The following is a 26,210-nucleotide window of genomic DNA, read 5'->3' as shown; positions in this document are numbered from 1 at the left end:
GACACGTCGTGGGCCCTGGTTCAGGGAATGCTCGGGTCAGGCGCTAGCGACCGCGTCCTACTCGGTGGACGCCGGGGCCGAGGCCAGGACCTCCTTGGGCCGGGCCAGCGACCCAAGTGCCCAGCCGAGCAGCAGGAACATGAGGCCGAGCCCGATGACCAGCAGGCTGACCCCGTAGGCCAGCACCGAGGTGAACAGCGACGCCCGCAGGAACGAGGCGTTCATCATGGTGGTGCGCAGCGCGGTCAGCTCGTCGGCCTTGGCGGTGTCGCCGGAGTTCTTGGCCGCGGTGATCTCGGCGCCCAGCTCGGCGTAGGTCTTGCCACCGCTGGCGGTGAGGGCGTGGTGATTGATGATCTCGGCCTGGGCGTAGGCGGTGATCGGATCCTGAACCTTGGCGCCGGGCATCAGCGGCGAATCGGCGGGCACGGTGATGTTCTCGGCCGACAGCTGGCTGGTGACGACCGCCCAGGTCGTGACACCGCCGCCAACGGCGACGAGTCCGAACAAGACGCACAGGACGGCCACCAATCGGGCCGATTTGGAAGACTTGATCATGATGTGACGACTCCTCGTAAAGGGGCATGGCCGACGAGGATTCCGGGTCAACGGTGACCGATGGGAACCGGAGCAAACACCCCTCGTCTACGACGCATTGTAGTACAAGTGGCTATTAATAGCACAAGGCCCCCCACCCGGTCAGGTGGGGGGCCTTGCGGCAGCTGATCAGATCACTTGATGATCTTGGTCACGCGGCCGGCGCCGACGGTCCGGCCACCCTCGCGGATGGCGAACTTCAGGCCGTCCTCCATGGCGATCGGCTTGTTCAGGTGCACGGTCATGTCGGTGTTGTCACCGGGCATCACCATGTCGGTGCCCTCGGGCAGCTGAACCACACCGGTCACATCGGTGGTGCGGAAGTAGAACTGCGGGCTGTAGTTCGAGAAGAACGGCTTGTGACGGCCACCCTCCTCCTTGGTCAGCACGTAGACGTTCGACTCGAAGTCGGTGTGCGGGGTGGTCGAACCCGGCTTGATCACGACCATGCCGCGCTCGACGTCGTCCTTCTTGGTGCCGCGCAGCAGCAGGCCGACGTTCTCACCCGCACGACCCTCGTCGAGGATCTTGCGGAACATCTCCACACCGGTGATGGTGGTGGTCTGCTTCTTGTCGGCGATGCCAATGATGTCGACGGTCTCGCCGGTCTTGACGATGCCGCGCTCGATCCGGCCGGTGACGACGGTGCCACGACCGGTGATCGTGAACACGTCCTCGATCGGCATCAGGAACGGCTTGTCCGTCTCCCGCTCGGGCTGCGGGATGTACTCGTCCACGGCGTTCATCAGCTCGAGGATCGACTCACCCCACTTCTCGTCACCCTGCATGGCCGGGAAGGCGGCGACCCGGACGACCGGGGCGTTGTCGCCGTCGAACTCCTGGGCGTCCAGCAGCTCGCGGACCTCCATCTCGACCAGCTCGATGAGCTCCTCGTCGTCGACCATGTCGCACTTGTTCAGCGCGACGACGATCGCCGGGACGCCGACCTGGCGGGCCAGCAGCACGTGCTCGCGCGTCTGCGGCATCGGGCCGTCGGTGGCGGCCACGACCAGGATCGCGCCGTCCATCTGGGCAGCGCCGGTGATCATGTTCTTGACGTAGTCAGCGTGACCCGGGCAGTCCACGTGGGCGTAGTGACGAGCCTCGGTCTGGTACTCGACGTGCGCGATGGAGATGGTGATACCGCGCTGCCGCTCCTCCGGCGCCTTGTCGATCTGATCGAAGGCCGAAACCGCGTTCAGCTCGGGGTACTTTTCGTGCAGCACCTTGGTGATCGCCGCGGTCAGAGTGGTCTTGCCGTGGTCGATGTGCCCGATGGTGCCGATGTTGCAGTGCGGCTTGGTCCGCTCGAACTTGGCCTTTGCCACTGAGGCTCCTTCTGGATGTCGCCACGCGCGGTTCGCGCGGCGTCGTTTGGGTTGGGATATGGTCCCTGGTCACGGTCCGCGCTGCGGGCGCGAACCCTACCAAGTCTTGTCTACGGGCGCGAGAGAGTCAAACTCAGGCGGCGCCGCCGCGGCCCTTCGCGATGATCTCGTCGGCCACACTCTTCGGGGTCTCGCCGTACTGGCTGAACTCCATCGAGTAGGACGCCTGGCCCGAGGTCTTGGAGCGCAGGTCGCCTACGTAGCCGAACATCTCGCTCAGCGGCACCAGCGCGCGCACGACCTGGTTGCCATGCACCTCCTCCATGCCCTGGACGCTGCCCCGGCGGCTGTTGATGTCGCCGATTACGGTACCCAGGTAGTCCTCGGGGGTGGTCACCTCGACGGCCATCAGCGGCTCGAGCAGGGCCGGGTCGGCCTTGCGGGCGGCCTCCTTGAAGACCATCGAGCCGGCGATCTTGAACGCCAGCTCCGAGGAGTCGACGTCGTGGTAGGCGCCATCAACCAGGGTGACCTTGATGTCCTCGACCGGGTAGCCGGCCAGCGGGCCGAACGCCATCGCCTCTTGGATGCCCTTGTCCACCGCGGGAATGTACTCGCGGGGGATGCGGCCGCCGGTGACGGCGTTGACGTACTCGTAGCCCGAGCCGGCTTCCATCGGCTCCAGGTTGATGATCACCTTGGCGTACTGACCCGAGCCACCCGACTGCTTCTTGTGGGTGTACTCGATCTTCTCGACCGGACGCCGCAGCGTCTCGCGGTAGGCCACCTGCGGCTTGCCGATGTTGGCCTCGACGCGGAACTCGCGCTTCATCCGGTCGATCAGGATCTCCAGGTGGAGCTCGCCCATGCCGGCGATGATGGTCTGCCCGGTCTCCTCGTCGGTGTGGACGCGGAAGGTCGGGTCCTCCTCCGCCAGCCGCTGGATGGCGACCGACAGCTTCTCCTGGTCGGACTTCGACTTGGGCTCGATGGCCTGCTCGATGACCGGGTTCGGGAAGTCCATCGACTCCAGCACGACGGGGTTCTGCGGGTCGCACAGGGTGTCGCCGGTGGTGGTGTCCTTCAGGCCCATCACCGCAACGATCATGCCGGCGCCGATCGACTCGATCTCCTCACGCTTGTTGGCGTGCATCTGGTAGATCTTGCCGATTCGCTCCTTCTTGCCCTTGGTGCTGTTCAGCACGGTCGTGCCGGCCTTGAGCATGCCGGAGTACACCCGGACGAAGGTCAGCTTGCCCAGGTGCGGGTCGGCCGCCACCTTGAAGGCCAGGATGCTGAGCGGGTCGTCGTTGGACGGGTGCCGTTCGATCACCGTCTCCTCGTCGCCCGGCTTGAACCCGTCGATGGCGGGAATGTCCAGCGGCGAGGGCAGGTAGTCGACAACGGCGTCCAGCATCGGCTGCACACCCTTGTTCTTGAACGAGGTGCCGCAGATCACCGCGGTGATCTTGTTGGCCAGCACGGCGCGACGGATGGCGGGCTTGATCTGCTCAGGGGTGAGCAGCTCGCCCGAATCCTCCGCCTCGAGCCACAGCTCGGCGAAGTCGTCGTCGTGGTCGGCGAGCAGCTGGACGAGCTCGTCACGGGCCTCGGCCGCGGCGTCGGCCATGTCGGCCGGGATCTCCTCGACGGTGTAGTCCTCACCGATCGCGGTCTCGCCGCGCCAGGTGAGGGCGCGCATGCCGACCAGGTCGACGACGCCCAGGAAGTCGGCTTCGGCGCCGATCGGCAACTGCAGGATGGCCGCGGTGGCGTTCAGCCGCTCGCGGATCGTCTTCACGCAGTAGTCGAAGGATGCGCCGGTGCGGTCGAGCTTGTTGACGTAGCAGATCCGCGGGACGCCGTACTTGGTGGCCTGGCGCCACACCGTCTGGGACTGGGGCTCGACACCGGCCACGCCGTCGAACACCGCCACTGCGCCGTCGAGCACGCGCAGCGAACGTTCCACCTCGACGGTGAAGTCGACGTGCCCGGGGGTGTCGATGATGTTGATCTGGTGGTCTTTCCAGAAACAGGTGGTCGCGGCCGAGGTGATGGTGATGCCGCGCTCCTGCTCCTGCTCCATCCAGTCCATCGTGGCGGCGCCGTCGTGCACCTCACCGATCTTGTAGTTGATGCCGGTGTAGAACAGGATCCGCTCGGTGGTGGTGGTCTTGCCCGCGTCGATGTGGGCCATGATGCCGATGTTGCGCACCTTGGCCAGGTCGGTGTTCACGTTGATAGCCACTTGTGAGGCTCCTCGAAATTCTTGATTCCAGTTGTGGGCGGGCAGGCGAGAAGCCCTCCCCCGGGGATCGCCCGGGTGGAGAGCCTCAGATCACCAGCGGTAATGGGCGAAGGCGCGGTTGGCCTCGGCCATCTTGTGCGTGTCCTCGCGACGCTTCACCGAGGCACCCAGGCCGTTGGACGCGTCCAGCAGCTCGTTCATCAGCCGCTCGGTCATGGTCTTCTCACGACGCTGCCGCGAGAAGCTGACCAGCCAGCGCAGCGCCAGGGTGTTGGCCCGGTTGGGCTTCACCTCGACGGGCACCTGGTAGGTCGCACCGCCGACGCGGCGGCTCTTCACCTCGAGCGCGGGGCGGATGTTGTCCAGGGCCTTCTTGAGGGTCTGCACGGGATCAACGCCGGTCTTGGCCCGGGTGCCCTCAAGAGCGGAGTAGACGATGTTCTGCGCAACGGTCTTCTTGCCGTCGAGCAGGATCTTGCTGACCAGTTGCGAAACCAGCGGCGAGCCGTAGACGGGGTCAACGACGACCGGGCGCTTCGGTGCGGGGCCCTTGCGCGGCATTACTTCTCCTTCTTCGCGCCGTAACGGCTGCGAGCCTGCTTGCGGTTCTTGACGCCCTGGGTGTCGAGCGAACCGCGGATGATCTTGTAACGGACGCCGGGCAGGTCCTTCACCCGGCCACCGCGAACCAGCACCATCGAGTGCTCCTGCAAGTTGTGACCCACACCGGGGATGTACGCGGTCACCTCGACACCGGAGGACAGCCGGACGCGGGCCACCTTGCGCAGCGCGGAGTTCGGCTTCTTCGGGGTGGTGGTGTACACACGCGTGCACACGCCGCGCCGCTGCGGGGAACCCTTGAGCGCGGGCGTCTTGTTCTTGCTGACCTTGTCAGTGCGGCCCTTGCGGACCAACTGCTGGATGGTGGGCACCGGCTGGTATCACTTTCCGTCGTGGTTGGAGGCACGTTCTCGCGAACGTGATTCGCTGTGGGGTGTCGCGTCGTCGCTGACGTAATCGTCGCGGCGGGCACACACGATGGTCCGGTCGCCCGAACACAACCACCAAGATTACCGTTTGGCCCGCAGGATCGCAAAAAGAGGGGTTCCGGTAGGCAGCGACCGTGCGGAGCGTCCCCTCAGCCGTGCCCGCCGCTGCTCGACCAGCCCGGCAGGCCCGTCCGCCCGCCCTCCCCCGCTGCGGTCAGCGCGGGTACAGCTGCACCTGGCTGGCCTTGACCGACAGAAAGACCTCCAGGCCTGGTACCAGGCCGAGCTCGGCGACCGCGGCCAGGGTGAGGTCGACGGCCAGCGTCTGCCCGCCGGCGAGGCAGCCGAGCCGGACGCCGTCGCCGCGCCGCTCGACCACCCGCACCACAGCCGGCCACACGTTGCGCGGGCTGCCCTCGGGATGCCGCAGGTGCACCGCGATCGCCGCCGGATCGATCAGGCCGAGGGTGGCCGTCCCCACGCGAAGCGGGGCGGCCGCCAGTCCCTGCACCACCAGGTCCCCGGCCCGCAACGCCTCGGCGTCAACGGCCCGGCCGGCCAGCAGGTTGCGGCCGCCCAGGCTGGCCAGGAACTGGTGCCGCGGCCGGCGCAGCACGTCGGCGACCGCGCCGTCGGCGACCACCCGGCCCCGCTCGAGCACCACCACCCGGTCGGCCAGTCGCCACAGGTCGACCAGGTCATGGGTGACCAGCAGCGCGGGCCGCCCGGCCTGCTGCAGGCGCTCAGCGAGCACCTGGCGGATCTCCGCCGCGCCCTGCACGTCGATCGTGGCGAGCGGCTCGTCGAGCAACAACGCCCCGGGGTCGGACGCCAGCGCCCGGGCGATCGCGACCCGTTGCGCCTGCCCCCCGGACAGTTGCCAGGGCAACCGGTCGGCCAGCTCAGCAGCCCCGACGCGTTCCAGTTCGGACGCCGCCCGCCGCCGCGCCGCGGCGCGGCCCCGGCCGTGGCCCTGCGACCCGAAGGCGACGTTCGCGGCGACGTCCATGTGCTCGAACAGCAGCGGACGCTGCGCCAGCCAGCCGATCCGTCGCCGGTGCACCGGCACCCGCACCCCCGGGGCGTCCAGGGCGCGCCCGGCCAGCTCGATCCGGCCGGACGCCGGCGGCAGCACCCCGATCACCGCCTCCAGCACCGACGACTTGCCCGCACCGTTGGGACCGATCAGCGCACAGGTCTGGCCGGCCGGCACCGCAAGCTCGATCCGGACGCCCCGGCCGGGCAGGTCGATGTCGATCAGCAGGCCGGTCACCCCGCACCCCCGGGCGTCGTGGCGGCGCTCGCGGTCGCCCTGACCCGGGCCGGGCGTCGGCGTCCGAGCAGTCCCGTGCCGAGTACCAGCAACGCGGCCAGCACCAACAGCACAGCGGCCAGCGCGAGTGCGGTGTCGGTGTCGACCTCGCGCTGCAGGTAGATCTCCAGCGGCAGGGTGCGGGTGACGCCCTGCAGCGACCCGGCGAACGTCACGGTGGCCCCGAACTCGCCGAGCGAACGTGCCGCGGCGAGGCTCGTCCCGGACACGATCGCCGGCAGCAGCGAGGGCAGCGTGATCCGCCACAGCACCCGGCTGGGCCCGGCACCGAGCGTGGCCGCCATCAGCTCGGCGTCGGCGTCCAGGCTGCGCAGCGCCCCCTCGACCGCGACCACCAGGAACGGCATCGCCACGAACGCCTGCGCGATCACCACCGCGGCGGTGGTGAAGCCGATCTCGACCCCACCCAGGCTGAGCAGCCGGCCGACCGGGCCCCGGCGTCCGAGCGTGACGAGCAGAGCCAGGCCGCCCACCACGGGCGGCAGCACCATCGGGACCGTCGCCACCACCCGGCCCAGCGCGGCCCACGGCCCTCGCAGCCGGGCCAGAACCAATGCCAGCGGCAGGCCGAGCAGCACGCTCAGGACCGTGCTGGCCAGGCACGTACGCAGGCTCAGCCACAGCGCATCCCGCGCGGCTGGTTCGGTCAGCAGCGCGGGCACCCTGACCCAGGGCACCCGCAGCAGCAGGCCGATCAACGGCAGTCCGATCAGCAGGGCGCCGACGCTCGCCAGCGCCGCCACCCAGCCCGGCACGGTGCGGGTCACGGCGTCCGGAAGCCCGCCCCGGTCAATACCGTCCGGCCCTGTTCGGAGCGGACGAGGGCGATGAAGTCGGCGGCAAGTTGCGGCTCGGGTGCTCCTTCCACCTGCACGATCGGGTAGTTGTTCACCACCTGGTCGGCTCCGGGAATCTCGATGCTCTCCACGGCGTCGCCCGCTCCGGCGGCGTCGGTCACGTAGACGATGCCGGCGTCGGCTTCGCCCGCGGTGACCTTGCCGAGCGCGTCGGTCACCTTGGACTCCTCCGAGACCGGCTTCAGCCTCACGCCGAGCTTCTCGGCGAGGGCGCTCGTGGCCGCGCCGCAGGGCACCTGGGCGGCGCACACGACGAGCTTGCGCCCGTTCAGCGAGTCGTCCAGGCCGGTGACCTCGCCGGGGTTGCCAGGCGGCACCACCAGGGTGAGCACGTTGCGTGCGAACACCTCCGGCTCGCCGGCGGTCCGGCCGGCATCCACCGCCTTGGTCATGTTTGCCTCGTCGGCGGACGCGAACACGTCCGCCTTGGCTCCGCCCCTGAGCTGGTCGACCAGCCCCGAGGAGCCGTCGAAGGTGAACGCCACCGTGACGCCGGGGTGGTCCGACTCGAACTGGTCGCCGAACGCCGTGAAGACCTTGGTGAGGGACGCCGCGGCGAAGACGGTCAGCCGTCGCTCGGAGGTCCCGGTGCAGCCGGCCAGCACCAAAGCGCCGACCACCAGCGCCGCCAGGGCGAGGCGCAGCCGCCTCATCGCGCGGTCTCGATTGTGACGTTGGTGGCCTTCACCACTGCCGTGGCCAGCGATCCGACCTCGAGGCCCAGATCCTGGACGGCCTCGGTCGAGATCAGCGACACCACCCGGAACGGCCCGCACTGCAGGTCGACCTGCGACATCACGGCGTCCGACACCACCCGGGTGACCAGCCCGGTGAAGTGGTTGCGCGCCGAGCGGACGCCGGCTGCGCCGTCCAGCGCATCGGTGCGGCCGGCGGCAAGGTCCTGTGCGAGAGCCACCAGGTCGGCACCCTCGACCACCTGCCGGCCGGCGGCGTCCTGACTCGTGGCGAGGCGTCCGGCCTCGGCCCATCGGCGGACTGTGTCATCACTCACGCCCAGCAGCACAGCCGCCTCGCGGATCCGCAGTTGCGTCATGCGCGGGACTGTATCACCGCAACTGCGGATGCATTCACCGCTCAGGCGCGGTCACCGCCAGGGCCCCGCGAACCCACCGACCCGTCATCCCGGCGGACGCCGGGATCTGCGACCGCACCCCACCACTCGTAGATCCCGGGGCAAGCCCGGGATGACGGAGACTTGCCCGGATCGAAGCTGTCGGGCTCAGGCGATGGGCTCGACGAGCTCGCCCAGCGCCCGATCAGCCGGTGCAGGCGGGACCCATCCTGCGCAGGTCCTCCAGCGCCAGGTTCTGGTTGTCGAGCGCCTTGAGCATCTCGACCCGCTGCGCGTGCCGGCCGCCGGCGGGCTCGGTGGTCAGGAAGGCCTCGACGATCATCCGCGCCTCACCGGGCCCGACCACCCGCTCGCCGACCGCCACGATGTTGGACGCGTTGTGCTGTCGCGACAGCCGGGCCGTGTACGGCTCGGAACACACCACGGCGCGGGCGCCGGGAATCTTGTTGGCCGCCATCGAAATGCCCACGCCGGTGCCGCAGACCAGGATGCCGAGGTCGTACTCCCCCGCCGACACCTTGTGGCCGACGACCGCGCCGGCGTAGGGGTAGTCGACCTTCTCGCCCACCGCGGGGCCAAGGTCGTCCACCTCGTGACCGAGTTCGCGGGCTTGTTCGACCATCTCGAGCCGGAGAGCCACCCCGGCGTGATCACTGTGAGCAACGATGCGCATGGCCCCACCCTAGGTCAGACGTCGTCACCGGGGTCACCGACCGCCGCACAGCCAGCGGAGGACCCGCGGGTCGCGGCGCACCCGCCTGGCATGCCGAACGGCCCCGGGGAATCCCCCGAGGCCGTTCGTCAGCGGTCAGCTCAGCGCAGGTCGCCGATGTCGAACTCGTCCAGCGACACCGACATGCCGTTACCGGCCATGTCGTAGTCGTACGGGTCGTAGCTGAGCTCGTAGGCCGCGGCGCGCGCCTCCGCGGTCGGCTCGACCCGGATGTTGCGGTACCGCTCCAGGCCGGTGCCGGCCGGGATCAGCTTGCCCAGGATGACGTTCTCCTTCAGGCCCACCAGGCTGTCCGACTTGGCGTGGATCGCCGCGTCGGTGAGCACCTTGGTGGTCTCCTGGAAGGAGGCCGCCGACAGCCACGACTCGGTCGCCAGCGACGCCTTCGTGATGCCCATCAGCACCGGACGGCCCTGGGCCGGCATCCGGCCCTCGGTGACCATCTGCCGGTTCTGGGACTCGAAGGTGTTCCGGTCGACGAGCTCGCCCGGCAGCATCGAGGTGTCGCCCGACTCGATGACGGTGATCCGCCGCAGCATCTGCCGGATGATGATCTCGATGTGCTTGTCGTGGATCGGCGCGCCCTGCGTCCGGTACACCGCCTGCACCTCTTCGACCAGGTGCTCCTGCACCTTGCGCAGGCCGCTGACCCGCAGGACGTCCTGCGGATCGGGCGTACCGGCGTAGAGCTGCGCACCGGCCTCGACGTGATCACCGTCGGTGACCGAATGGCGCACCCCGGTGTTGTCCTCCCACTCGAGGCGGACGCGACGCGGCAGCACGTACTCCACGTCCTCCTCGCCGTCGTCGCGGACGATGACCAGCTTGCGGTTGCGGTCCCCGTCCTCGATCCGGATGCGGCCGGCGGCCTCGGCAATCGGGGCCTTGCCCTTGGGCTGGCGGGCCTCGAACAACTCGACCACACGGGGCAGACCCTGGGTGATGTCGTCCCCGGCCACACCACCGGTGTGGAAGGTACGCATCGTCAGCTGGGTGCCGGGCTCACCGATCGACTGCGCCGCGACGATACCCACCGCTTCGCCGACGTCGACCAGCTTGCCGGTGGCCAGCGAACGGCCGTAGCACATCGCGCAGGTGCCGGACGCCGCCTCGCAGGTCAGCACCGACCGCACCCGCACCTCGGTCACGCCGTGCTTGACCAGCTTGTGGATGTTGACGTCGCCCAGGTCGACCCCGGCCTTGACCAGCACCTTGCCGTTGGCGTCGGTGATGTCGGTGGCCAGCGTGCGGGCGTAGACGGCGGTCTCGACGTTGCGCGCCGCGACCGGCTTGCCGTTGCGCCCCTCGGCGGCGATGACCTTGGTCAGTCCGCGCTCGGTGCCACAGTCCTCCTCGCGGATGATGACGTCCTGGGAGACGTCCACCAGCCGGCGGGTGAGGTAACCCGAGTCGGCGGTCCGCAGCGCGGTGTCCGCCTGGCCCTTACGGCCACCGTGGGTGGAGATGAAGTACTCCAGCACGCTCAGGCCCTCACGGAAGTTGGACTTGATCGGCCGGGCGATGATCTCGCCCTTCGGGTTGGCCACCAGGCCTCGCATGGCGGCGATCTGGCGCATCTGGGTCATGTTCCCTCGCGCGCCGGAGTGCACCATCATGAAGATCGGGTTGTCACGGGTGAAGTTGGCCTCCATGGCCGCGGTCAGTTCCGCGGTCGCGTCGGTCCACAGCTGCACCAGCTCCTGGTGCCGCTCTTCGTCGGTCACCTTGCCGCGCTCGTACTGCTTGGTGATCTTGGCGGCCTTCGACTCGTAGCCCGCCAGGATCTCCGGCTTGGACGGCGGGGTCTGCACGTCGGAGATCGACACGGTGACGCCCGAGCGGGTGGCCCAGCGGAAGCCCAGGTCCTTGAGCCGGTCCAGGGTCGCCGCGACCTCGATCTTCGGGTACCGCTCCGCCAGGTCGTTGACGATCTGGCCCAGCTTCTTCTTGCCCACCTCGACGTTCACGAACGCGTAGTCGGACGGCATCGCCTCGTTGAACAGGGCCCGGCCGAGCGTGGTGCTCAGCAGGAAGCTGCCGTCGGCCCGCGCCTCGACGCCCTCGGGGGGCACGATGTCGCGGAACCGGATGGTGCACGGGGCACCGATCCCCAGCTCGCCACGGTCGAACGCCATGATCGCCTCGGACACCGAACCGAAGGTCCGGCCCTCACCGGGCAGGCCCGCCTGCTCGAGGGTCAGGAAGTAGTGGCCGATGATCATGTCCTGGGTGGGCATGGTCACCGGACGACCGTCGGCCGGCTTCAGGATGTTGTTCGTCGACAGCATCAGGATGCGAGCCTCGGCCTGCGCCTCCGCGCTCAGCGGCAGGTGCACGGCCATCTGGTCACCGTCGAAGTCGGCGTTGAAGGCGGTGCAGACGAGCGGGTGGATCTGGATCGCCTTGCCCTCGATCAGCTGCGGCTCGAAAGCCTGGATGCCGAGGCGGTGCAGGGTGGGTGCACGGTTGAGCAGCACCGGATGCTCGGAGATGACCTCCTCGAGCACGTCCCACACCACCGGACGCTGGCGGTCGACCATCCGCTTGGCGGACTTGATGTTCTGCGCCAGGTTCAGGTCGTCCAGCCGCTTCATCACGAACGGCTTGAACAGCTCCAGCGCCATCGCCTTGGGCAGGCCGCACTGGTGCAGCTTCAGCTGCGGGCCGACCACGATGACCGAACGGCCCGAGTAGTCGACGCGCTTGCCGAGCAGGTTCTGGCGGAACCGGCCCTGCTTGCCCTTCAGCATGTCCGAGATGGACTTCAGCGGCCGGTTGCCCGGGCCGGTGACCGGACGCCCGCGGCGTCCGTTGTCGAACAGCGAGTCGACGGCCTCCTGCAGCATCCGCTTCTCGTTGTTCACGATGATCTCGGGCGCACCCAGGTCGAGCAGTCGCTTGAGCCGGTTGTTGCGGTTGATCACGCGGCGGTACAGGTCGTTGAGGTCGGAGGTCGCAAACCGGCCGCCGTCGAGCTGCACCATCGGGCGCAGGTCCGGCGGGATGACCGGGACGGCGTCCAGCACCATGCCCGAGGGGCTGTTCGAGGTGGCCAGGAACGCCGAGACCACCTTGAGCCGCTTCAGGGCGCGGGTCTTGCGCTGCCCCTTGCCGGTGGCGATGATCTCGCGCAGCGAATCCGACTCGGCCTGCAGGTCGAAGGTGGCGAGGCGGTTCTTGATCGCCTCGGCGCCCATGTAGCCCTCGAAGTACTTGCCGAAGCGGGTCTTCATCTCGCGGTAGAGGATCTCGTCGCCTTCGAGATCCTGCACCTTGAGGTTCTTGAACCGCTGCCACACGGCGTCCAGCCGGTCGATCTCGCGCTGCGCGCGGTCACGGACGGCCTTGACCTCGCGCTCGGCGCCGTCGCGGACCTTCTTCTTGATGTCGGCCTTGGCGCCCTCGCTCTCGAGCTGGCCCAGGTCCTCCTCGAGCTTGGCCAGCCGGGTGTTCACGTCGTTGTCGCGACGCTGCTCCAGCTGCTTGCGCTCCACCTCGATCTTGGCCTCCAGTGAGGCCTGGTCGCGATGCCGGGCCTCGACGTCGACCGCGGTGATCATGTACGCGGCGAAGTAGATGACCTTCTCCAGGTCCTTCGGCGCAATGTCCAGCAGGTAGCCGAGCCGGCTCGGGACACCCTTGAAGTACCAGATGTGGGTGACCGGCGCGGCCAGCTCGATGTGCCCCATCCGCTCGCGGCGGACGTTGGAGCGGGTCACCTCGACGCCACAGCGCTCACAGATGATGCCCTTGAAGCGCACCCGCTTGTACTTGCCGCAGTAGCACTCCCAGTCCCGGGTTGGGCCGAAGATCTTCTCGCAGAACAGGCCGTCACGCTCGGGCTTGAGCGTGCGGTAGTTGATCGTCTCGGGCTTCTTGACCTCGCCGTGGCTCCACTCGCGGATCTGGTCCGCGGTGGCCAGACCGATGCGCAGCTCGTCGTAGAAGTTGACGTCAAGCACGTGTGTTTTCTCTCTTCTTTCGAAAACTGATCTGAGTTGTTGCGACTGAGCTGTGAACTCAGACCTCGTCGAGGGCGGCGAACGAGTCGGCACCCGGACGGCGGGACAGGTCGATTCCGAACTCCTCGGCGGAGCGGAAGTCGTCCTCGGAATCACGAAGCTCGACGACCTGGCCGTCGGAGGACAACACCTCGACGTTCAGGCACAGCGACTTCATCTCCTTGACCAGGACCTTGAACGACTCCGGGATGCCCGGCTCGGGGATGTTCTCGCCCTTGACGATCGCCTCGTAGACCTTGACCCGGCCCGGGACGTCGTCGGACTTGATGGTGAGCAGCTCCTGCAGCGCCCAGGCGGCGCCGTAGGCCTCCAGGGCCCACACCTCCATCTCGCCGAAGCGCTGACCGCCGAACTGCGCCTTTCCGCCCAGCGGCTGCTGGGTGATCATCGAGTACGGACCGGTCGAACGGGCGTGGATCTTGTCGTCGACCAGGTGGTGCAGCTTCAGCATGTAGATGTAGCCGACGCCGACCCGCTCGGGGTACGGCTCGCCCGAGCGGCCGTCGAAGAGCTGGGCCTTGCCGCCGGCGTCCACCAGCTTGAGGCCGTCGCGCTGCGGGTGACCGTGCTCGAGCAGGCCGGCGATCTCGGCCTCGTTGGCACCGTCGAACACGGGCGTCGCGAGGCGGGTGTCGCCGTCCACCTGACCCAGGCCGACGTCCTTGAGCCGGTTGGCCCAGGGCTCGTCCACGTCGGTGATGTCCCAGCCGGTCTTGGCGACCCACCCGAGGTGGGTCTCCAGCACCTGGCCGACGTTCATCCGGCTCGGCACGCCCAGCGGGTTCAGCACGATGTCGACGGCGGTGCCGTCCTCGAGGAACGGCATGTCCTCGACAGGCAGGATCTTGGCGATGACACCCTTGTTGCCGTGACGTCCGGCCAGCTTGTCGCCGTCGGAGATCTTCCGCTTCTGGGCCACGTAGACGCGCACCAGCTGGTTCACGCCGGGCGGCAACTCGTCGCCCTCTTCGCGGTCGAAGACGCGGACGCCGATGACCGTGCCGGTCTCGCCGTGCGGCACCTTCATCGAGGTGTCGCGGACCTCGCGGGCCTTCTCGCCGAAGATGGCGCGCAGCAACCGCTCCTCCGGGGTGAGCTCGGTCTCGCCCTTCGGGGTGACCTTGCCGACCAGGATGTCGCCGGTGCCGACCTCGGCGCCGATGCGGATGATGCCCCGCTCGTCCAGGTTCGCCAGCATGTCCTCGCCGACGTTGGGGATGTCGCGGGTGATCTCCTCGGCGCCCAGCTTGGTGTCGCGGGCGTCGATCTCGTGCTCCTCGATGTGGATCGACGTGAGCACGTCGTCCTGCACCAGGCGCTGGGACAGGATGATCGCGTCCTCGTAGTTGTGCCCCTCCCACGGCATGAACGCCACCAGCAGGTTGCGACCCAGCGCCATCTCGCCGTTGTCGGTGCAGGCGCCGTCGGCCAGCGGACTGCCGACCTCGACCCGGTCGCCCTCGGCGACCAGCGGACGCTGGTTGATGCAGGTGGCCTGGTTCGAACGGGTGAACTTGGCCAGCCGGTAGCTGCGGTAGGTGCCGTCGTCGTTGGCGATGTCGATGATGTCGGCGCTGACCGAGGTCACCACACCGGCCTTCTCGGCCACCGTGACGTCGCCGGCATCGACCGCGCCGCGGTACTCCATGCCGGTGCCGACGAACGGCGCCTCGTTGCGGATCAGCGGGACGGCCTGACGCTGCATGTTGGCGCCCATCAGGGCCCGCGACGCGTCGTCGTGCTCGAGGAACGGGATCAGCGCCGTCGCCACCGACACCATCTGGCGCGGGGAGACGTCCATGTACTGCACGTCGGCGGGCGCCACCTCGTCGGCGTCGCCGTGCTTGAGCCGCACCAGCACCCGGTCCTCGGAGAAGCGGCCCTGGTCGTCGAGCACGGCGTTGGCCTGCGCGATGACGTAGCGGTCCTCCTCGTCGGCGGTCAGGTAGTCGATCTGGTCGGTGACCCGGCCGTCGACGACCTTGCGGTACGGCGTCTCGATGAACCCGAACGCGTTCACCCGGGCGAAGGAGGCCAGCGAACCGATGAGGCCGATGTTCGGGCCCTCAGGGGTCTCGATGGGGCACATCCGGCCGTAGTGGCTGGGGTGCACGTCGCGGACCTCCATGCCGGCACGGTCACGCGACAGGCCGCCGGGGCCCAGCGCGGAGAGCCGGCGCTTGTGCGTCAGCCCCGCCACCGGGTTGGTCTGGTCCATGAACTGCGACAGCTGCGAGGTGCCGAAGAACTCCTTCAGCGCGGCCGACACCGGACGGATGTTGATCAGGGTCTGCGGCGTGATCGCCTCGATGTCCTGGGTCGTCATCCGGTCCCGGACGGTGCGCTCGAGGCGACCCAGGCCGATCCGGAGCTGGTTCTGGATCAACTCGCCGACGGTGCGCAGCCGGCGGTTGCCGAAGTGGTCGATGTCGTCGGTCTCGACCAGCACGTCGCCGAGGGTCTCGCGTCCCTCGTGCAGCGCCACCACGTAGCGGATCGCCGAGACGATGTCCTCGACGGTCAGCACCTGGGTGTCGAACGGCAGCGACAGGCCGAGCTTCTTGTTGATCTTGTACCGGCCGACCTTCGCCAGGTCGTACCGCTTCGGGTTGAAGTAGTAGTTCTCCAACATCGCCTGCGCGGCCTCACGGGTCGGCGGCTCGCCCGGACGCAGCTTGCGGTAGATGTCGAGCAGCGCCTCGTCGGTGTTGGCGGTGTGGTCCTTCTCGAGGGTGAGCCGGATCGACTCGTACTCGCCGAACTCCTCCAGGATCTGCTCGTTCGTCCAGCCGAGCGCCTTGAGCAGCACGGTGACGTTCTGCTTGCGCTTGCGGTCGAGACGGACGCCGACCATGTCGCGCTTGTCGACCTCGAACTCCAGCCAGGCGCCCCGCGACGGGATCATCTTGCAGGTGAAGATGTCCTTGTCGGAGGTCTTGTCCGGGGTCTGCTCGAAGTACACGCCCGGGGAGCGGACGAGCTGCGACACCACGACACGCTCGGTGCCGTTGATGATGAACGTGCCCTTGTCGGTCATCAGCGGGAAGTCGCCCATGAAGACCGTCTGGCTCTTGATCTCGCCGGTGTCGTTGTTCATGAACTCGGCGGTGACGAACAGCGGCGCGGCGTAGGTGACGTCACGGTCCTTGCACTCTTCGACGGAATGCTTCGGATCCTCGAAGCGGTTGTCGCGGAAGGACAGCGACATCGTCTGGGACAGGTCCTCGATCGGAGAGATCTCCTCGAAGATCTCTTCCAGCCCGGACTTGGTGTTGACGTCGGTGCGTCCTTCGGCGAGGGCGGCGGAGACGCGGTTCCGCCAGGTCTCGTTACCGATCAGCCAGTCGAATGACTCGATCTGCAGATCGAGCAGATTCGGGACCTCGAGAGGTTCGGCGATCTTGGCGAACGAGATCCGCCCGGAGGCGGAGACGACATTGGTGTTCTTCGACGCAGAGCGCGAGACGGCCAAGGTGATGGTCCTTCCAAGAAACCCGGCGTCAGCCGGTTCTTTGCACGCGAAACGGCCCGCGTCAAATCACGGGTCGTGGGTGAGCGATGGGCAAACAAGCACTATAGTACACCGGCTACAAGTCTTCAACTCGGCCGGTGCTGTCGAGACAGCCCCCGTGGGGCTGATGCTTGGCGGTTGTTCGCGCCGGCGCAACGGTGAGCCGACGATCGCAGCCTACTGCACCTGCATCGAGTCGGTGGAGGTACTGCGCAGGCCCCACCGAGCCGACCGTGCGGCGACTGACCATTGACCAGGAGTTGGATATGACCAATGACGACTGCGACCCCGCGGTGACGACGGGGGCCCGGACACGGCAAAGGGGCCGCTCTGGGGGAGCAGCCCCTGTAATCACTGAATCGGTGTTCGCCTCGGGCAACGGGAGGAAACTCACAAGGCGAACACCGATCAGCAGTGCCCATCAACGACGCTATCGGGGGGTTGTGCCGTCGATGTGTCAATCACACCATCACTTGACACGCCTGTCAACTAACGGATGCGACACTGTCCATATCGTGGACGTTGCCGCTTCCAGGTTTGCAGCACGCTGCCAGCACTCGTTGGCCTGACGGAACTGTTCCTGCTTGCCATACAGTCCTGCGGCGCGGACGTAGGCGCTGCGGGCCCGCTCGGTGCGACCCAGGTCGAGTTCGATCTCGGCTAGGAGTTCCTCGCCGCGGCCGTTGCTGATGACGGCCGGCCGCATCGCCTCGTCGGCGAGCAGTGCTGTCACCAGGTCGTGGGCGCGCTGCGGTTGACCGTCGAGAAGCTGCAGCTTGGCCTCCGCGTGACGCAGCTCGAACACGTCGAACACGCTGCCGATCAGGTTCAGCCCGCCACGCGACGCGTCGAGCATCTCTTTCACGCCGTCGGTGATGCCGGCGTCCAGGCGACAGGTGGCGGCGGAGCGGTTGAGGCGCAGCCACAACCGCAGGTCACGCCGCGGGCTGAGTAGCTCCATCGCCAGGTCGTGCAGTTCCAGACCCTTGCTGATGTTGCCCGACTTGTAGGACGCCGTGCCCAGCGCCCAGTAGATGACGCCCCGGGCGTGGCCCGACTCGACGTGCAGCGAGACGTCCTCGAGGCGTTGGCACAACCGATCGGTCTCGGCGGTGGGACGGCCGGCCTCCAAAGCGGTGCTGATAAGGCACATCAGGGCGTCGGCAAGCACGATCGGGGGCGCATCGGTCGACAACTCGACGGCCTGCCCGGCGTGCACCAGCGCCATCGGCAATTCGTCACCGACCCGGTGCGCGGTGGCGGACAGGCACAGCGCCTGGGCCCGCAGGGTCGGCGACGACAGCGCGACCTGGTGGGTCGCCAGCAGTTCGGCGAAATGAATGGCGTCGGCGTAGTCGCCCTCGGCCAGCGCGGCCTGGGTCTGAACGTAGAGGGCCTGCCAGTGCCGCTCGAGCTGCCCGGCCTGCAGCGCAGAGGCCGCCGCTCGGGTCGCCAGCTCACCGGCGGTGGCCCAGTCACGGTCGTACCAGGCCCGCTCGGCGACGAGCAGGTGTTCGAGCGCGTGGGTGTTGTTGTCAAGGCTGTCAATGGGCTCGGGCAGGCTCGGCTCCATGCCAAGCTCGTCAGCCGTCACGCCCAAACGCATGGCCAGAAACTCGATGACCTCGGCTGAGGCGGCACGCCGGCCGCTCTCCAGGTGCGAGATGTAGCTGCCGCTGTACCGGTCGCCACCCAACTCGGTCTGAGAGAGACCCATCCTTTTCCGGGTAGCGCGAAGCCGTGCGCCAAACCCGTCCTGGGTCAGCGAAGCGGTCAAGTCGCACCTCCTAGGGGCTTTTCCAGCCAGTCTGACCTTTAGTTGACACGTCCGTCAAGTCTGCAGTAGCGTTTGTCAACAGATACAGCACACTTCCGGGGGAACCATGAACAAGACCTTCCGCAAAGCCCTCGTGGCCGTCGCGGCGCTACTCGCCATCTCGACCGTGCCCGTCGCCTCCAACGAGTCGACCCAGGCATTGGGCGGGTTCGGCGAGTGGCCTGTGAGCAGGATCATCTCCAACCGCTGATCCTTCCACCTGATCCAGCCTCCCACCCCCGTAGGCACAATCGGCGGCGGAACCTCGCGTTCCGCCGCCGATTCTGTGTGCCATCTCCCTCGCCGACCGCCACGGTGAGCCGTCCGCCGCCCGACTGGGACGTCCGGGCCAGGTTGCGGAAGGCGTCCCGGCACAGCACGACGGCGGCACCCGTTCGGGTGCCGCCGTCGTTGGTGTAGCTGGTGTCAGCTCACTTGATGGTGACGCTGGCGCCGGCGGCCTCCAGGGCCTCCTTCGCCTTGGCGGCCGCGTCGCGCGCGACCTTCTCCAGGACCGGCTTCGGGGCGGCCTCGACCAGATCCTTGGCCTCCTTGAGGCCCAGGCTTGTGAGCGCGCGCACCTCCTTGATGACCTGGATCTTCTTGTCACCCGCGGACTCGAGGATGACGTCGACCTCGGAGGACTCCTCCTCGGCGGCGGCCTCGCCGCCCTCGCCGCCGGCGGCGGCGGCCGGAGCGGCAGCAGCGGCAACCGGGGCCGCGGCGGTCACGCCGAAGGTGTCCTCGAACTGCTTCACGAACTCGGAGAGCTCGATCAGGGTCATCTCCTTGAAGGCGTCAAGGAGTTCGTCGGTGCTGATCTTCGCCATGATGGTGTTCCTTTCGTATTACTTCGATGCAGCGTCAGCCGCGTCTTCGGTGGCCTCCGCAGCGGGCGCTGCATCGGTTGCCGGGGCGTCCCCGGCCTGCTTCTGGTCGGTGAGCGCGGCCAGGACGCGAGCGGCCTGGCTGAGCGGGGCGGCGAACAGGCCCGCGGCCTTCGCCAGGTTGCCGTTCATCGCGCCGGCGAGCTTCGCAAGGAGCACCTCGCGAGACTCGAGGTCGGCGAGCTTCTTGACCCCTTCGGCGTCCAGGACACGACCGTCCATGACGCCACCCTTGATGACCAGATGCGGGTTCGCCTTCGCGAAATCACGCAACCCCTTGGCGACGTCGGCGACGTCCCCGGAGATGAAGGTGATCGCCGTCGGGCCGGACAGCTGGGCGTCCAGTCCCTCGATGCCCGCCTCACGGGCGGCGATCGTCGTCAGCGTGTTCTTCGCGACGGCGTAGCTGGCGTTCCCACCCAGCGACCTGCGCAGATCCTGCAGGTCCTTCACGGTGAGACCGCGGTACTCGGTCAGTACGGCGGCAGCCGCGTTGGTGAAGCTATCCTTCAGCTCCGCCACGGCGGCGACCTTGTCGTCCCTCGCCATGAGTCTCCTTCCCACTTCCGTCGATGCCTCAGACGTGGAAAAACCCCGGCGCACGCAGGCGACCCGGGGCGAACTCTGAGGAGCTGTTCAGGTGTACCTGCGCGGGCGATCGTTGATCCTTAGGACACCAGGCGGTGTCACCAGCGGTCTTCGGCACTGACAAGGATACGCGAGGCCACCGGCGCCGACCAAATCGCCGGCCGCTCGGGAGGGTGCGATCGAGCTGACGATCGGCCGGGCGCCGGGCAGCGGTGTGCGCACGGGCCCGCCCAGAACGAACCAGCGCCCACGAATGATCGTGGGCGCTGGTCGGTCGCGGCGGCGGCGGTTGCGTCCGGCGCCGCTGTCAGTTCACTCGGCGGGCTTGACCCGGGTGGGGTCGATGGCCACGCCGGGGCTCATCGTCGACGAGGCGGTGACCTTCTTCAGGTACCGGCCCTTGGAGGACGACGGCTTGAGCCGCAACACCTCGTCCAGGGCGGCGAAGTAGTTCTGGGTCAGCTGCTCGGGGGTGAACGAGGCCTTGCCGACCACGAAGCACAGATTGGCGTGCCGGTCGACGCGGAACTCGATCTTGCCGCCCTTGATGTCGCTGACCGCCTTGGCGACGTCCATGGTCACGGTGCCGGTCTTGGGGTTCGGCATCAGCCCGCGCGGGCCGAGGACGCGGCCCAGGCGTCCGACCTTGCCCATCATGTCCGGGGTGGCCACGACGGCGTCGAAGTCGAGGTAGCCGCCGCTGATCTTCTCGATCAAATCGTCGGCGCCGACCTCGTCGGCACCCGCGGCGGTGGCGTCCGCGGCCTTCTCACCAGTGGCGAAGACGAGGACCCTTGCCGTCTTGCCGGTGCCGTTGGGAAGGTTCACGGTGCCGCGGACCATCTGGTCCGCCTTCCGCGGGTCGACGCCGAGCCGCATCGCGACCTCGACGGTCTCGTCGAACTTGGCACTGGCGTTGTTCTTGACGATCGCCAGGGCCTCCTCCGGGGTGTACTGCTGATCGGCGTCGCGGTTGTCGGCCGCGGCCCGGTAGGCCTTGCTGCGCTTCATGCTGGTCTCCTTGTTCGTCGGCCCCGTGTGGCCGATCTGCCAGGCGCGGTGCGGGCGGGTGCCCTGCCGCTGGGTTGGGTGGTTCGGTTGTGGCTCCGCGGTCAAGCCAGGCTCGACCGGCGGATGCCGGGCGGGCTCAGCCCTCGACGGTGATGCCCATCGAGCGGGCGGTGCCCTCGACGATCTTGGCGGCGGCCTCGACGTCGTTGGCGTTCAGGTCGGGCAGCTTGGTGGTGGCGATCTCACGCACCTGGGCGGCGGTGATGCTGCCGACCTTGTCGCTGTGCGGACGCGCCGAGCCACTCTTCACTCCGGCGGCCTTCTTGATCAGTTCCGCGGCCGGAGGGGTCTTGGTGATGAACGTGAACGTGCGGTCCTCGTAGATGGTGATCTCGACGGGGATGACGTTGCCACGCATGGCTTCGGTTTCTGCGTTGTACCGCTTGCAGAACTCCATGATGTTCACGCCGTGCGGGCCGAGCGCGGTGCCGACCGGCGGGGCCGGGGTCGCCGCACCCGCGTTCAGGGCGACCTTGACGATGGCCGCTACCTTCTTCTTGGGAGGCATTTCTGTGGGTCCTTACTGGTTGTGTAACTGGTTCGCGAACTAGACCTTGGCGATCTGGTTGAAGGTCAGGTCGACCGGGGTCTCCCGACCCAGGATCTCCACCAGCGCCTTGAGCCGCTGGCTGTTCGCGTTCATCTCGGTGATCGTCGCGTGCACCCCCGAGAAGGGGCCGTTGACGACCATGACGGAGTCGCCCACCTTGAAGTCGGCGACCTCGACCTTGCGGGTGCGCTTCTTCGGGCCGCTGCTCGCGGCGGCTGCCGCGGCCAGAGCGGCCGGGGCGAGCTGGTCCTCGACCTCCTGCAGCGACAGCGGCACGGGGGCGTTGGCGTGCGCGACGAAGCCCGTCACCGAGGGGGTGTGCCGCACGGCGGCCCACGACTCGTCGGTCAGCTCCATGCGCACCAGCACGTAGCCGGGCATCCGCGTCCGGGTGACGGTCTTGCGGGTGCCGTTGCGGGTCTCGACGACCTCCTCGGTGGGAACGACGGACTCGAAGATCAGCTCCTCCATGCCCAGGGTCTTCACCCGGGAGTCGAGGTTCTGCTTCACCCGGTTCTCCATGCCGGAGTAGGTGTGGATGACGTACCAGTCACCGAACTGGCTGCGCAGCTTCTCGCGCAACTCCTCCAGGACGGCCTCGTCGCCGGGATCGGTCTCGTCGGACTCCTCGGTGGCCGCCTCAGGCTCGCTCAGATCGATCGACAGGCCGTCGTCGTCGGGTTCCTCGGTTTCGGGGACGCCCAGGTCAACCTCGAAGTCGTCCGACGGGGTGGGCTCGTCGGCCGGCCCGAGGTCGATCTCGAACTCGGGCTCGTTGGTGGCATGCGTATCAGACACAGTGTTGCTCTCTCGTTGACTCTCTCGCCTCAGCCGAAGATCTGCAGCAGACCCCAGCCGAACAGCAGGTCCAGTGCGCTCACGTAGAGGATCACCAGCAGGACGAACACCAGTACCACGATGAAGTACTGGCGAAGCTGGGTGGCCGTCGGCCAGACCACCTTGCGCAGTTCGCCGGCCGATTCGCGGACGAAGGCGACCGGGGTGGTGCGCTTCCTGGCGTGGGACTCCGACGCACGGCGGCGCCGCGTCGCCTTGCCCTTGCCACTGGGGGCCGCTTCCGGCTCGGACTCGGCAGCCTTCCGCTTCGGACGGTTGTCCGCGGCGGCCTGCGCTACCGTGCGCGCCGGATCCTGGGCAGCCTCAACGTCGTTGTCGCCATCGACGTCGTCCTTCTCCTGCGCCACAAACGATCCTTCGCACTCGGTCGGTCCCAGCAGGGCAAGAGGGACTTGAACCCCCAACCTGCGGTTTTGGAGACCGCTGCTCTGCCAATTGAGCTATTGCCCTTCGTGGTGAACTCTGCCGAGGCTACCCGTGCCTTGTGGGCGCGATGGGCATGGCCGATCCGGGTGAGATCACCAAGACAAGGAGTGTACCGGCCTTCACGAGCCGAGTCGAACCGGGCGTGGTCAGGAGCGTCGAACGTCGGCGATGGCCGCACAGACGTGCTGGATGTTCCCCTCGTTGAGGGCGGCGACGCAGATCCGGCCCTTGTCGGTGCCGTATACGCCGTGCTTCTCCCGCAGCGCCACCATCTGGTCCCGGGTCAGTCCCGAGTAGCTGAACATGCCCACCTGCGTGGCGATGAAGCCCATGTCGTCGACGCCGGCGGCCTCGAGCCCGGCCACCAACCTGTGCCGCATGGCCTTGATCCGGTCGCGCATGACTCCCAGTTCGTCGACCCACAGCGCCCGCAATTCCGGGTCGGTGAGGACGGTGGCCGCCAGTTGTGCACCGTGGGTGGGCGGGTTGGAGTAGTTGGTGCGGATCACGATCTTGTCCTGGCTCAACAACCGGGACGCCTCGTCGGCGTCCGCGCAGACGATCGACAGGGCGCCGACCCGCTCGCCGTACAGGCTGAGGCTCTTGGAGAACGAGGTCGAGACCAGCAACGGCAGGCCGGTGGCGGCGAAACGGCGCACGACCGCGCCGTCGGCGTCCAACGATTCGGAGAAGCCCTGGTAGGCCATGTCGAGGAAGGGCACCAGGCCGGCGGCGGTCACCGTGTCGATGACGCGGCCCCACTGCTGCTCGGTCAGGTCGTAGCCGGTCGGGTTGTGACAGCAGGCGTGCAGCACCACGATCGTGCCCGCCGGCGCGGCGGCCAGATCGGCCAGCATGCCCTCGACGTCGACCCCGTTGGCGGCGGCGTCGAAGTAGCGGTAGCTCTCGACGGTGAACCCGGCCCGGGTGAACAGCGCCTGATGGTTCTCCCACGACGGGTCAGAGATCAGCACCTTCGCCTCCGGCGAGAGCCGGCGCAGGAAGTCGGCACCGATCTTCAGCGCACCAGTCCCGCCCAGGGCCTGGACCGTGACCACCCGACGCTCGGCCAGTGCCGGCGAATCGGCCCCGAACACCAGTTCCTGGACGGCCCGCACGTAGCCGGGCAGCCCGTCGATCGGCAGGTAGCCGCGCGGCTTGGGATCCTCGGCGAGTCGCTGTTCGGCGCGCCGGACGCACTCGAGCAGGGGCAGCTTGCCGGTGGCGTCCTGGTAGACGCCGACGCCCAGGTTGACCTTGTCCGGGTTCGTGTCGGCCTGGAACGCCTCGGTGAGGCCGAGGATGGGGTCGCGCGGGGCAAGCGGAACTGCAGCGAACAGCGAGGACATGGCGCTCAGTCTAGGGCGGTACCCACCATCACCGGCTCGGGTACCAAGGTGACTCCGAAGGCGTCCCGGACGCCGTCGCGGACCGTGCGCGCCAGCGCCACCAGGTCGGCGCTGGAGGCGCCGCCGCGGTTGGTGAGGGCGAGGGTGTGCTTGGTCGACAAGGTGGCAGGCGGCGTGCCGAACCCCTTGTGGAAGCCCGCCGCCTCGATCAGCCAGGCGGCGCTGGACTTGACCCGGCCGTCCGGCTGCGGGAAGCGCGGCGCGCTCTCGGGCAGGCCGGCCGCCTGCTCGGCGGTCAGGATCGGGTTGGTGAAGAACGAGCCCGCGCTCCAGGTGTCGTGATCGGCGTCGTCCAGCACCATGCCCTTGCCGCGGCGCAACGCGAGAACGGCCTCGCGGACCTGCCGCATCGGCGCACGGCCCCGCTCGTCGGTCTCGAGCCGGCGACGCAGCTCGCCGAACCGCAGCGGCATCGACAACGCGCCTTGGAAGAACTGGAAGGTGACGCTGAGCACCACGTAGCGCCCGGGTTCGGACTTGAACCGCGACGTGCGGTAGCCGAAGCCGCAGTCGCCGACGGCGAAGGTGCGGAACTGGTTGGTGGCGCGGTCCCAGGTGCGCACGGTCTCGATGGACTCCGACACCTCCTGCCCGTAGGCGCCGACGTTCTGGATCGGGGTGGCGCCGACGGTGCCGGGAATGCCGGACAGCGCCTCGACGCCGCGCCACTGGTTGGCGATCGCGTAGGCGACGAAGTCGTCCCAGTTCTCACCTGCGGAGACCTTGATGATGGCGCCGCCGCACTGGGCCGCGTCCTCCTCCAGGCTGCACACTCCCCCGTCGACGCCGATGCTGCGGGTGGCGACCTCAATCACGGTGCCGTCGAAGCCTTCGTCGCCGATCAGCAGATTGGAGCCGCCGCCGAGCACCAGCACCGGCTCGCCCGCCGCGTCGGCGGTGCGCACGGCGTCCACGAGCTCGGTCTCGGTGGTGGCGGTGACCCAGCTGCGTGCCGGACCGCCTACCCGCAACGTGGTGTGGTCGGACAGCCGGACGGTGTCGATCGTCTCGGTCACAGCCGGACCTCCGCGGTGGCGGCGCCGAGCACCCTGGTGTCGCCGAACAATGCCTGCAGGGCGATGGTGGCGACGCCGTCGGCCACCTTGGTCACCGTGCCCGAGAAGGTGACGGTGGACCCGTCGTCGGTGTCCTCCACCGGCACCGGCCTGGTGAAGCGGACGTAGTAGCTGAGCACCCGCGCCGGGTCGCCGACAGCGTCGGTGACCACCCGCAGCGCGGTGCCCATGGTGAGCATGCCGTGCGCGATCACCGTGGGCAGGCCCACCTCGTGCGCCTTGCGCTCGGACCAGTGGATCGGATTGAAATCGGTGGACGCCCCGGCGTAGCGGACCAGGGTGGCCCGGGTGAAGCTGGTGGTGATGCTCGGCAGTTCGGTGCCGACCTCGAGCGTGGTCATGCGTCCTCCCCGGGTGCGTCGGGCCAGGTGTGCAGCAGTGTGGAGGTGGCGTCGCAGACCCGCTCACCGTCGGCGTCCAGGCCGACCACCACGGTGATGAAGGCGCTGGAGCCGCGCGCCCGGAACTTCTCGATGGTCAGCGAGGCCGTCACGGCGTCCCCCACCCGCAACGGACGCCGCCAGGCGAACCGCTGGTCGGTGTGCACGGTGCGACTCAGCGACAGCTCCAGCTCGGGGTCGTCGAACATCGCCCTCCAGGCCGCCGACGACAGCACCACCGCGAAGGTGGGCGGTGCCACGGCGTCCGCTCCGGCGTAGTGCGGGTTGTCACGCTCGCCCAGGGCCGCGGCGAACTCGGCCACCTTCGCCGCGCTCACCACGTACGGCGGGGTGGGCGGATAGCTGCGGCCGATGTGGCTCTCGCTGATCATGACGTCAGGGTAGTGCGTGGCCCCGGCGCCCCACAGCGGCCGGACG

At 68.3% G+C, this 26,210-nt stretch carries 24 protein-coding genes and 1 tRNA gene; 1 reads left to right on the top strand and 24 read right to left on the bottom strand.

The window, feature by feature from the left end; genetic code table 11:
- Positions 1–57: 57 nt before the first annotated feature.
- The 13 genes from OIE40_RS09025 to OIE40_RS08965 all read right to left on the bottom strand — a co-directional run bounded on the left by OIE40_RS09025 (position 58) and on the right by OIE40_RS08965 (position 18,488).
- On the bottom strand, positions 58–558 hold the full coding sequence (locus OIE40_RS09025) for an aromatic ring-opening dioxygenase LigA (RefSeq protein ID WP_264701870.1): 501 nt from the start codon (positions 556–558) through the stop codon (positions 58–60).
- A 173-nt stretch (positions 559–731) separates the two neighbouring features.
- Positions 732–1,925, bottom strand: coding sequence for an elongation factor Tu (tuf, locus tag OIE40_RS09020; RefSeq protein ID WP_264701869.1), 1,194 nt, complete (start codon positions 1,923–1,925; stop codon positions 732–734).
- A 133-nt stretch (positions 1,926–2,058) separates the two neighbouring features.
- Positions 2,059–4,173 carry an elongation factor G gene (gene fusA, locus OIE40_RS09015; protein WP_319805216.1) on the bottom strand — a complete coding sequence of 705 codons (2,115 nt, stop codon included), beginning with the start codon at positions 4,171–4,173 and terminating at the stop codon, positions 2,059–2,061.
- A 90-nt stretch (positions 4,174–4,263) separates the two neighbouring features.
- Complete coding sequence (gene rpsG, locus OIE40_RS09010; RefSeq protein ID WP_264701868.1) at positions 4,264–4,734, bottom strand: 30S ribosomal protein S7; 471 nt, start codon at positions 4,732–4,734, stop codon at positions 4,264–4,266.
- Complete coding sequence (gene rpsL / locus OIE40_RS09005; protein WP_020488528.1) at positions 4,734–5,105, bottom strand: 30S ribosomal protein S12; 372 nt, start codon at positions 5,103–5,105, stop codon at positions 4,734–4,736. The genes rpsG and rpsL overlap by 1 nt, the downstream gene beginning before the upstream one ends.
- Positions 5,106–5,376: 271 nt before the next feature.
- Complete coding sequence (locus OIE40_RS09000; protein WP_264701867.1) at positions 5,377–6,435, bottom strand: sulfate/molybdate ABC transporter ATP-binding protein; 1,059 nt, start codon at positions 6,433–6,435, stop codon at positions 5,377–5,379.
- Positions 6,432–7,262 (bottom strand): ABC transporter permease, encoded by an 831-nt coding sequence (locus OIE40_RS08995; protein WP_264701866.1) that lies wholly within the window; start codon positions 7,260–7,262, stop codon positions 6,432–6,434. The genes OIE40_RS09000 and OIE40_RS08995 overlap by 4 nt, the downstream gene beginning before the upstream one ends.
- Positions 7,259–8,005 carry a molybdate ABC transporter substrate-binding protein gene (gene modA / locus OIE40_RS08990; RefSeq protein WP_264701865.1) on the bottom strand — a complete coding sequence of 249 codons (747 nt, stop codon included), beginning with the start codon at positions 8,003–8,005 and terminating at the stop codon, positions 7,259–7,261. Before modA ends, OIE40_RS08995 begins: the two co-directional genes overlap by 4 nt.
- Positions 8,002–8,406 (bottom strand): TOBE domain-containing protein, encoded by a 405-nt coding sequence (locus tag OIE40_RS08985; RefSeq protein WP_264701864.1) that lies wholly within the window; start codon positions 8,404–8,406, stop codon positions 8,002–8,004. The genes modA and OIE40_RS08985 overlap by 4 nt, the downstream gene beginning before the upstream one ends.
- A 223-nt stretch (positions 8,407–8,629) precedes the next feature.
- Positions 8,630–9,118 carry a ribose 5-phosphate isomerase B gene (gene rpiB, locus OIE40_RS08980; RefSeq protein ID WP_264701863.1) on the bottom strand — a complete coding sequence of 163 codons (489 nt, stop codon included), beginning with the start codon at positions 9,116–9,118 and terminating at the stop codon, positions 8,630–8,632.
- 140 nt (positions 9,119–9,258) lie between these two features.
- Positions 9,259–13,140 carry a DNA-directed RNA polymerase subunit beta' gene (locus OIE40_RS08975; protein WP_264701862.1) on the bottom strand — a complete coding sequence of 1,294 codons (3,882 nt, stop codon included), beginning with the start codon at positions 13,138–13,140 and terminating at the stop codon, positions 9,259–9,261.
- Positions 13,141–13,198: 58 nt separating this feature from the next.
- Complete coding sequence (gene rpoB / locus OIE40_RS08970) at positions 13,199–16,672, bottom strand: DNA-directed RNA polymerase subunit beta (protein ID WP_264701861.1); 3,474 nt, start codon at positions 16,670–16,672, stop codon at positions 13,199–13,201.
- A gap of 508 nt (positions 16,673–17,180) precedes the next feature.
- Positions 17,181–18,488 (bottom strand): helix-turn-helix domain-containing protein, encoded by a 1,308-nt coding sequence (locus tag OIE40_RS08965; protein ID WP_264701860.1) that lies wholly within the window; start codon positions 18,486–18,488, stop codon positions 17,181–17,183.
- A 106-nt stretch (positions 18,489–18,594) separates the two neighbouring features.
- On the opposite strand from OIE40_RS08965, the gene OIE40_RS08960 reads away from it, so the two are divergent.
- The gene (locus OIE40_RS08960; protein WP_264701859.1) at positions 18,595–18,738 is read left to right on the top strand and encodes a hypothetical protein; all 144 of its coding nucleotides are present in this window, start codon (positions 18,595–18,597) and stop codon (positions 18,736–18,738) included.
- Positions 18,739–18,958: 220 nt separating this feature from the next.
- On the opposite strand, the gene rplL is transcribed toward OIE40_RS08960, so the two are convergent.
- The 11 genes from rplL to OIE40_RS08905 form a co-directional block, all read right to left on the bottom strand.
- On the bottom strand, positions 18,959–19,357 hold the full coding sequence (rplL, locus tag OIE40_RS08955; protein ID WP_264701858.1) for a 50S ribosomal protein L7/L12: 399 nt from the start codon (positions 19,355–19,357) through the stop codon (positions 18,959–18,961).
- Between the two features lie 18 nt (positions 19,358–19,375).
- Positions 19,376–19,963: a 50S ribosomal protein L10 gene (gene rplJ / locus OIE40_RS08950; protein WP_264701857.1), complete on the bottom strand. Its 588-nt coding sequence runs from the start codon at positions 19,961–19,963 to the stop codon at positions 19,376–19,378.
- Between the two features lie 351 nt (positions 19,964–20,314).
- Positions 20,315–21,013 carry a 50S ribosomal protein L1 gene (gene rplA, locus OIE40_RS08945; protein ID WP_264701856.1) on the bottom strand — a complete coding sequence of 233 codons (699 nt, stop codon included), beginning with the start codon at positions 21,011–21,013 and terminating at the stop codon, positions 20,315–20,317.
- A gap of 136 nt (positions 21,014–21,149) precedes the next feature.
- On the bottom strand, positions 21,150–21,581 hold the full coding sequence (rplK, locus tag OIE40_RS08940) for a 50S ribosomal protein L11 (RefSeq protein ID WP_264701855.1): 432 nt from the start codon (positions 21,579–21,581) through the stop codon (positions 21,150–21,152).
- 39 nt (positions 21,582–21,620) lie between these two features.
- Positions 21,621–22,421 carry a transcription termination/antitermination protein NusG gene (gene nusG, locus OIE40_RS08935; protein ID WP_264701854.1) on the bottom strand — a complete coding sequence of 267 codons (801 nt, stop codon included), beginning with the start codon at positions 22,419–22,421 and terminating at the stop codon, positions 21,621–21,623.
- A 29-nt stretch (positions 22,422–22,450) separates the two neighbouring features.
- Complete coding sequence (secE, locus tag OIE40_RS08930) at positions 22,451–22,828, bottom strand: preprotein translocase subunit SecE (RefSeq protein ID WP_264701853.1); 378 nt, start codon at positions 22,826–22,828, stop codon at positions 22,451–22,453.
- Positions 22,829–22,858: 30 nt separating this feature from the next.
- Positions 22,859–22,931: transfer RNA gene (locus OIE40_RS08925), tRNA-Trp, on the bottom strand.
- A gap of 122 nt (positions 22,932–23,053) precedes the next feature.
- Positions 23,054–24,256 carry an amino acid aminotransferase gene (locus tag OIE40_RS08920; RefSeq protein WP_264701852.1) on the bottom strand — a complete coding sequence of 401 codons (1,203 nt, stop codon included), beginning with the start codon at positions 24,254–24,256 and terminating at the stop codon, positions 23,054–23,056.
- A 5-nt stretch (positions 24,257–24,261) separates the two neighbouring features.
- Positions 24,262–25,332, bottom strand: a complete 1,071-nt coding sequence (locus tag OIE40_RS08915) for a UDP-N-acetylmuramate dehydrogenase (protein WP_264701851.1) — start codon at positions 25,330–25,332, stop codon at positions 24,262–24,264.
- Complete coding sequence (locus tag OIE40_RS08910) at positions 25,329–25,733, bottom strand: MaoC/PaaZ C-terminal domain-containing protein (RefSeq protein WP_264701850.1); 405 nt, start codon at positions 25,731–25,733, stop codon at positions 25,329–25,331. Before OIE40_RS08910 ends, OIE40_RS08915 begins: the two co-directional genes overlap by 4 nt.
- Entirely contained in the window at positions 25,730–26,164 is a 435-nt protein-coding gene (locus OIE40_RS08905) for an FAS1-like dehydratase domain-containing protein (RefSeq protein ID WP_264701849.1), read from the bottom strand. The genes OIE40_RS08910 and OIE40_RS08905 overlap by 4 nt, the downstream gene beginning before the upstream one ends.
- Between the last annotated feature and the right edge of the window lie 46 nt (positions 26,165–26,210).

Origin of the sequence: Micropruina sonneratiae, from assembly GCF_025972045.1 — a bacterium.
GTDB classification, from domain to species: Bacteria; Actinomycetota; Actinomycetes; order Propionibacteriales; family Propionibacteriaceae; genus Micropruina; species Micropruina sonneratiae.
Note: the sequence above shows the minus strand (reverse complement) of the source record. Positions and strands in the feature narration are given on the sequence as shown.

Bases quoted from the DNA above. Each gene is read 5' to 3' on its own strand.
- OIE40_RS09025 (WP_264701870.1), bottom strand. From the start codon at position 558: ATGATCAAGTCTTCCAAATCGGCCCGATTGGTGGCCGTCCTGTGCGTC.
- rpsG (WP_264701868.1), bottom strand. From the start codon at position 4,734: ATGCCGCGCAAGGGCCCCGCACCGAAGCGCCCGGTCGTCGTTGACCCC.
- modA (WP_264701865.1), bottom strand. From the start codon at position 8,005: ATGAGGCGGCTGCGCCTCGCCCTGGCGGCGCTGGTGGTCGGCGCTTTG.
- OIE40_RS08985 (WP_264701864.1), bottom strand. From the start codon at position 8,406: ATGACGCAACTGCGGATCCGCGAGGCGGCTGTGCTGCTGGGCGTGAGT.
- rpiB (WP_264701863.1), bottom strand. From the start codon at position 9,118: ATGCGCATCGTTGCTCACAGTGATCACGCCGGGGTGGCTCTCCGGCTC.
- OIE40_RS08960 (WP_264701859.1), top strand. From the start codon at position 18,595: ATGAACAAGACCTTCCGCAAAGCCCTCGTGGCCGTCGCGGCGCTACTC.
- rplL (WP_264701858.1), bottom strand. From the start codon at position 19,357: ATGGCGAAGATCAGCACCGACGAACTCCTTGACGCCTTCAAGGAGATG.
- rplJ (WP_264701857.1), bottom strand. From the start codon at position 19,963: ATGGCGAGGGACGACAAGGTCGCCGCCGTGGCGGAGCTGAAGGATAGC.
- rplA (WP_264701856.1), bottom strand. From the start codon at position 21,013: ATGAAGCGCAGCAAGGCCTACCGGGCCGCGGCCGACAACCGCGACGCC.
- rplK (WP_264701855.1), bottom strand. From the start codon at position 21,581: ATGCCTCCCAAGAAGAAGGTAGCGGCCATCGTCAAGGTCGCCCTGAAC.
- OIE40_RS08920 (WP_264701852.1), bottom strand. From the start codon at position 24,256: ATGTCCTCGCTGTTCGCTGCAGTTCCGCTTGCCCCGCGCGACCCCATC.
- OIE40_RS08910 (WP_264701850.1), bottom strand. From the start codon at position 25,733: ATGACCACGCTCGAGGTCGGCACCGAACTGCCGAGCATCACCACCAGC.
- OIE40_RS08905 (WP_264701849.1), bottom strand. From the start codon at position 26,164: ATGATCAGCGAGAGCCACATCGGCCGCAGCTATCCGCCCACCCCGCCG.